This window comes from Burkholderia sp. Se-20378, from assembly GCF_017104665.1.
GTDB lineage: Bacteria > Pseudomonadota > Gammaproteobacteria > Burkholderiales > Burkholderiaceae > Burkholderia > Burkholderia lata.
Map to the genome: position 1 here is coordinate 1 of NZ_JAAGPG010000468.1, position 6,489 is coordinate 6,489.

The 6,489-nt window shown below is 64.5% G+C and carries 4 protein-coding genes; 2 read left to right on the forward strand and 2 right to left on the reverse strand.

All coding sequences use genetic code 11. The features are described 5' to 3' along the window. Both G3N93_RS31485 and aceE read right to left on the reverse strand, forming a co-directional pair. Nucleotides 1-260, reverse strand: a 260-nt coding sequence (locus tag G3N93_RS31485; RefSeq protein WP_307873437.1) for a biotin/lipoyl-containing protein, incomplete at its 3' end; no start/stop codon positions are given. A gap of 68 nt (nt 261-328) precedes the next feature. Further along, nucleotides 329-3,025 (reverse strand): pyruvate dehydrogenase (acetyl-transferring), homodimeric type, encoded by a 2,697-nt coding sequence (gene aceE / locus G3N93_RS31490; RefSeq protein WP_174941854.1) that lies wholly within the window; start codon nt 3,023-3,025, stop codon nt 329-331. A gap of 273 nt (nt 3,026-3,298) precedes the next feature. On the opposite strand from aceE, the gene fixL reads away from it, so the two are divergent. Both fixL and fixJ read left to right on the forward strand, forming a co-directional pair. Next, nucleotides 3,299-5,815 (forward strand): oxygen sensor histidine kinase FixL, encoded by a 2,517-nt coding sequence (gene fixL / locus G3N93_RS31495; RefSeq protein ID WP_174941852.1) that lies wholly within the window; start codon nt 3,299-3,301, stop codon nt 5,813-5,815. Then, nucleotides 5,812-6,450, forward strand: a complete 639-nt coding sequence (gene fixJ / locus G3N93_RS31500) for an oxygen response regulator transcription factor FixJ (RefSeq protein ID WP_006493245.1) — start codon at nt 5,812-5,814, stop codon at nt 6,448-6,450. Before fixL ends, fixJ begins: the two co-directional genes overlap by 4 nt. Nucleotides 6,451-6,489 lie beyond the last annotated feature (39 nt).

A 6,489-nucleotide genomic window follows, 5' to 3' on the forward strand; every position in this document is an offset into this window, starting at 1 on the left:
TGTGCGGCAGCCGCTGCGCCTGCGGCTTCGAGCAGTACGATCAGCGTGCCTTCCGACACCGAATCGCCCACCTTGACCTTGATTTCCTTTACGACGCCGGCGGCCGGGCTCGGCACGTCCATCGTCGCCTTGTCCGACTCGAGCGTGACGAGCGACTGCTCCGGCTCGACGGTATCGCCGACCTTCACGCCGATCTCGATCACCGGCACATCCTTGTAATCGCCGATATCCGGCACCTTCACTTCGATCGCTTGACTCATCTGTTTCTGTCTCCATGGCCGCGCGCGCCCCTCGCGGGAGCGGCGCGCGGCATCACACGGCGTGTGCGTTAAACGGTCATCGGGTTGGGCTTCGACGGATCGAGGTTGTACTTGGCGATCGCTTCCGCGACCACCTTGCGCTCGATCGTGCCCTCGTCGGCCAGCGCGTTGAGCGCGGCGACGGTGACCCAGTGACGGTCGACTTCGAAGAAGTGACGCAGCTTCTCGCGGGTATCCGAGCGGCCGAAGCCGTCCGTGCCCAGCACGACGAAGCGGCGATCGATCTGGCCGCGGATCTGGTCAACCAGCGCGCGGACGTAGTCGGTCGATGCGATGACCGGGCCCTGCGTGTCCTTCAGGCACTTCTGCACGTGCGACAGACGACGCTCTTCGGTCGGATGGAGCAGGTTCCAGCGTTCGACCTGGTGGCCTTCGCGCGCGAGTTCCGTGAAGCTCGGCACGCTCCACAGGTCGGCGGCGACGCCCCAGTCGTTCTTCAGGAGATCGGCGGCAGCGATCACTTCGTTGAAGATCGTGCCCGCGCCGAGCAGCTGGACGCGCGGCGCCTTCTTGTCGGCGTCGGCCTTCTTGAACGCGTACATGCCCTTGATGATGTCGGCCGCCACGTGCTCGCCCTGCGGAATCGCCGGGTGCTCGTAGTTCTCGTTCATCACAGTGATGTAGTAGTACACGTCTTCCTGGTCCTGCACCATGCGGCGCAGGCCGTCCTGGACGATCACGGCGAGTTCGTAGCCGAACGTCGGGTCGTAGCTCACGCAGTTCGGCACCGATGCCGCCCACAGGAGCGAGTGGCCGTCTTCGTGCTGCAGGCCTTCGCCGTTCAGCGTCGTGCGGCCCGCGGTACCGCCGAGCAGGAAGCCGCGCGAACGCATGTCGCCCGCGGCCCATGCCAGGTCACCGATCCGCTGGAAGCCGAACATCGAATAGAAGATGTAGAACGGCACCATGATCTCGCCGTGCGTCGAGTACGACGTCGCCGCCGCGATCCAGTCGCACATGCCGCCCGCTTCGTTGATGCCTTCCTGCAGGATCTGGCCGGTTTCCGATTCCTTGTAGAACATCAGCTGGTCGGAATCTTCCGGCACGTACTTCTGGCCTTCCTGGTTCCAGATACCGATCTGGCGGAACAGGCCTTCCATGCCGAACGTACGCGATTCGTCCGGGACGATCGGCACGATGCGCTTGCCCAGCGCCTTGTCCTTCAGCAGGATGTTCAGGATCCGCACGAACGACATCGTCGTCGAGATCTCGCGGCCTTCGCCCGTGCCCTTCAGCAGCGGCTCGAATGCGTCGAGCGCTGGCACCGGCAGCGACGTCGCCTTCTCGCGGCGATGCGGCAGGTAGCCGCCGAGGTCCATGCGCTTCTGGCGCATGTATTCGAGTTCCTTCGAGCCTTCCTCGAACTTCAGGTACGGCACGTCGGCGATCTGCTCGTCGGTGATCGGCAGGCGGAACTGGTCACGGAACTTCTTCAGTTGCTCGACCGGCAGCTTCTTCTGCTGGTGCGTGATGTTCATCGCCTGGCCAGACTCGCCCATCCCGTAGCCCTTGATGGTCTTCGCGAGGATGACGGTCGGCGCGCCCTTCGTGTTTGTGGCTTCGTGGAAAGCCGCGTAGATCTTGTGCGGATCGTGGCCGCCGCGGTTCAACGCCCAGATATCGTCGTCCGACCAGTCGGCGACGAGTGCCTTCAGTTCAGGCGTGTTGAAGAAGTGCTCGCGCACGAACGCGCCCGACTCCGACTTGTACGTCTGGTATTCGCCGTCGACGGCTTCCATCATGCGGCGCATCAGCGCGCCCGACTTGTCGCGTGCGAACAGCGCATCCCAGCGGCTGCCCCAGATGACCTTGATCACGTTCCAGCCGGCGCCGCGGAACTCGGATTCGAGTTCCTGGATGATCTTGCCGTTGCCGCGCACCGGGCCGTCGAGACGCTGCAGGTTGCAGTTGATCACGAACACGAGGTTGTCGAGCTTCTCGCGGCTCGCCATCCCGATCGCGCCGAGCGATTCCGGCTCGTCCGTCTCGCCGTCGCCGAGGAATGCCCATACCTTGCGGCCTTCGGTCTTCGTGATGCCGCGCGCCTGCAGGTACTTCATGAAGCGCGCCTGGTAGATCGCCATGATCGGGCCGAGACCCATCGACACGGTCGGGAACTGCCAGAAGTCCGGCATCAGCCACGGGTGCGGGTACGACGAAATGCCCTGGCCATCGACTTCCTGGCGGAAGTTGTCGAGCTGCTCTTCCTTCAGGCGGCCGAGCAGGAACGCGCGCGAGTACACGCCCGGCGACGAGTGGCCCTGCACGAACACGAGATCGCCGCCGTGCTGCTCGGACGCTGCGTGCCAGAAGTGGTTGTAGCCGACGTCATAGAGCGTCGCGGCCGACGCGAACGATGCGATGTGACCGCCGACGTTCGTGTCCTTGCCCGCGCGCAGCACCATCGCCAGCGCGTTCCAGCGCGTGTACGAACGGATGCGGTGCTCGAGGTCCTGGTCGCCCGGAATCTTCGCCTGCGCGGCGACCGGGATCGTATTGATGTACGGGGTATTGGCGGAGAACGGCAGGTGTTCGCCGTGCATGCGGGCGAACTCGATCTGCTTTTCGATCAGGTAATGCGCGCGGCCGGTGCCCACGGAGGAGATCACGCCATCGAGCGACTCCAGCCACTCGACGGTTTCTTGCGGGTCGTCGTCACGTTCGGCGGCGACATATTTCATCACTTCGTTCGGTACAGCGGACATTCTCGTCTCCTGGGTCCTGGAATGTGAGGATCGCTCTCGTGCAGACGACGCGACGCGACCGGCTGCGGGCAAGCTCCGACGGATTGTAATGAGCGTGCGCGGGCCTGCGCAACAAAATTTTCGAATTGTGAGATCTTTTCTCGTAATGCGGAATATTGCTGCGCTGCACCCATATCCCGGGGCTCTCCGGCGCGTCTCGGCTGAACAAATCCGTTTCCGTTCAACATATCCGGTATAGGTTTTCCATGTATTGCGCTGCGCTACAATCGTCCAATGTTGACCGATCGGCTTTTCGCACGCTCGGCGCGACCGTCGGGCCCGCCGGCGGAGTCGCAGCCGTCCCGTTGGCACCACGGACCGTGGTGGTCCAATTCCTATTTGCTGACGCCCCTGCTGTCGATCCTGGTGTTCCTGGTGGTGATGAGCCTCATCCTGTGGAGCCTCAATCGCCGCGAACAGCAGCAGCAGGAAGACACCCTCTTCCGTAACGTCGCGTGGGCGCAGCAGCAGATCCGCCTGTCGATGACGGGTGCGCAGGAACAGCTCCAGGCGCTGTCGCGCGATCTCGCCTCCGGCCGCCTCGACCAGAACGCATTCCAGATGGCGGTCGCGGACGTGATGCAAACGCATCCGGAAATCCTCTACCTGAACTGGTACACGTCGCCCGGTGTGCAGCGCTGGCCGACCGTGCATCCGCCGCTGCTCGGCCAGCGACTCGCGAAGCCCGGCGAAGCGCAGATGCAGGACGCCGTGCGCGGCGCGTACGACGAGGCGCGCAGCACGCGCCGCCAGGCCTATTCGCCGCTGATCTACGACGACTTCGGCAACGGTTTCATCACGCTGCAGACCCCGGTGATGCGCGGCGACCGCGAGTATCTCGGTTCGATCGCCGCGGTGTTCTCGGTCGAGGGCATCCTGAAGCACGACATCCCGCAGGAGCTGTCGTCGAAGTACAAGATCTCGATCACCGACGCGAACAATCGCGAGCTGTCGTCCACGTCGACGCGCCCGCGCCTGCCGCGCGACTCGCACTACGACCTGCCGCTCGATCCGCCCGGCCAGGGGCTGACCGTGCGCGTGTACGCCTTCCCGCAGCTCACGAACCTGACCAACAACACGCTCGTGTGGCTCGTCGCGGGCTTGTCGTGCTTCGTGCTTTGGAGCCTCTGGAGCCTGTGGAAGCACACGCGCCAGCGCTTCGAGGCGCAGCAGGCGCTGTACGCGGAAGCGTTCTTCCGCCGCGCGATGGAAAACTCGGTGCTGATCGGCATGCGCGTGCTCGACATGCACGGCCGCATCACGCACGTGAACCCCGCGTTCTGCCGGATGACGGGCTGGGACGAAACCGACCTCGTCGGCAAGGTCGCGCCGTTCCCGTACTGGCCGCGCGACGCATACCCGGAAATGCAGCGCCAGCTCGACATGACGCTGCGCGGCAAGGCGCCGAGCTCGGGCTTCGAGCTGCGCGTGCGGCGCAAGAACGGCACGCTGTTCCATGCACGCCTGTACGTGTCGCCGCTGATCGACAGCTCGGGCCGCCAGACCGGCTGGATGTCGTCGATGACCGACATCACGGAGCCGAAGCGTGCGCGCGAGGAACTCGCGGCCGCGCACGAGCGCTTCACGACGGTGCTCGAAAGCCTCGACGCCGCGGTGTCGGTGCTGGCTGCAGACGAAGCCGAGCTGCTGTTCGCGAACCGCTACTACCGCCACCTGTTCGGCATTCGCCCGGACGGCCATCTCGAGCTGTCGGGCGGCGGCTTCGACCGCGCGCAGGCATCGTCCGACTCGATCGACATGGTCGACGCGTTCGCGGGCCTGCCGGCCGCCGCGTTGACGAGCAGCACCGCCGATGCGCAGGAGGTGTACGTCGAGAGCATCCAGAAGTGGTTCGAGGTGCGTCGCCAGTACATCCAGTGGGTGGACGGCCACCTCGCGCAGATGCAGATCGCGACCGACATCACGACCCGCAAGAAGGCACAGGAACTCGCGCACCAGCAGGAAGAGAAGCTGCAGTTCACGAGCCGATTGATGACGATGGGTGAAATGGCGTCGTCGATTGCTCACGAATTGAACCAGCCGCTCGCCGCGATCAACAACTACTGCTCGGGCACGCTCGCGCTCGTGAAGAGTGGCCGCGGCACGCCGGAAACGCTGCAGCCCGCGCTGGAAAAGACCGCGCAGCAGGCACTGCGCGCGGGGATGATCGTCAAGCGGATCCGCGAATTCGTGAAGCGCAGCGAGCCGAAGCGCCAGCCGGCGCGGGTCGCGGACATCGTCGCCGACGCGGTCGGGCTCGCCGAAATCGAGGCCAGGAAGCGCAGGATCCGGATCGTCACGGAAATCCTCGCAAGAATGCCTATTATTTATGTCGACCCCGTGCTGATCGAGCAGGTGCTCGTGAACCTGATGAAGAACGCGGCCGAAGCGATGGCCGACGTGAAGCCGGTGGCGGCGGACGGCGTGATCCGCGTCGTCGCCGACATCGAGGCGGGCTTCGTCGACATCCGCGTGATCGACCAGGGCCCGGGCGTCGACGAAGCGACCGCCGAGCGCCTGTTTGAACCGTTTTACAGCACCAAGTCCGATGGCATGGGCATGGGGCTGAATATCTGTCGTTCGATTATCGAATCGCATCGGGGGCGTCTGTGGGTGGTCAACAACGTCGAGCCGGATGGCCGCATATCCGGCGCAACGTTCCACTGCAGCTTGCCCATTGGGGAACCCGCTGATCTCGGCCAAGGGGGGCGCGAGGCATCGGCATCACATACCGTTACGGGAGAACTATGAATAGCCCTGTCACCACCACTCAGGAAACCGTCTTTGTCGTTGACGACGACGAGGCCGTACGGGACTCGCTGCGCTGGCTGCTGGAGGCGAACGGCTATCGCGTGCAATGCTTCTCGAGCGCCGAGCAGTTCCTCGATGCCTACCAGCCTGCACAGCAGGCCGGCCAGATCGCGTGCCTGATCCTCGACGTCCGGATGTCGGGCATGAGCGGCCTCGAACTGCAGGAGCGCCTGATTGCCGACAATGCCGCGCTGCCGATCATCTTCGTCACGGGTCACGGCGACGTGCCGATGGCCGTCTCGACGATGAAAAAGGGTGCGATGGACTTTATCGAGAAACCGTTCGACGAAGCCGAGCTGCGCAAGCTCGTCGAGCGGATGCTCGACAAGGCCCGAAGCGAAAGCAAGAGCGTCCAGGAGCAGCGTGCCGCGAGCGAACGCCTGTCGAAGCTGACCGCGCGCGAGCAGCAGGTGCTCGAACGGATCATCGCGGGCCGCCTGAACAAGCAGATCGCCGACGATCTCGGCATCAGCATCAAGACGGTCGAAGCGCATCGCGCGAACATCATGGAAAAGCTCAACGTCAACACGGTGGCCGACCTGCTGCGTCTCGCACTGTCGAAGAAGCAGGCCTGAGCGAGCGCCGGCCGCGGCGGCGCTGCCCGCCCGGCCCGC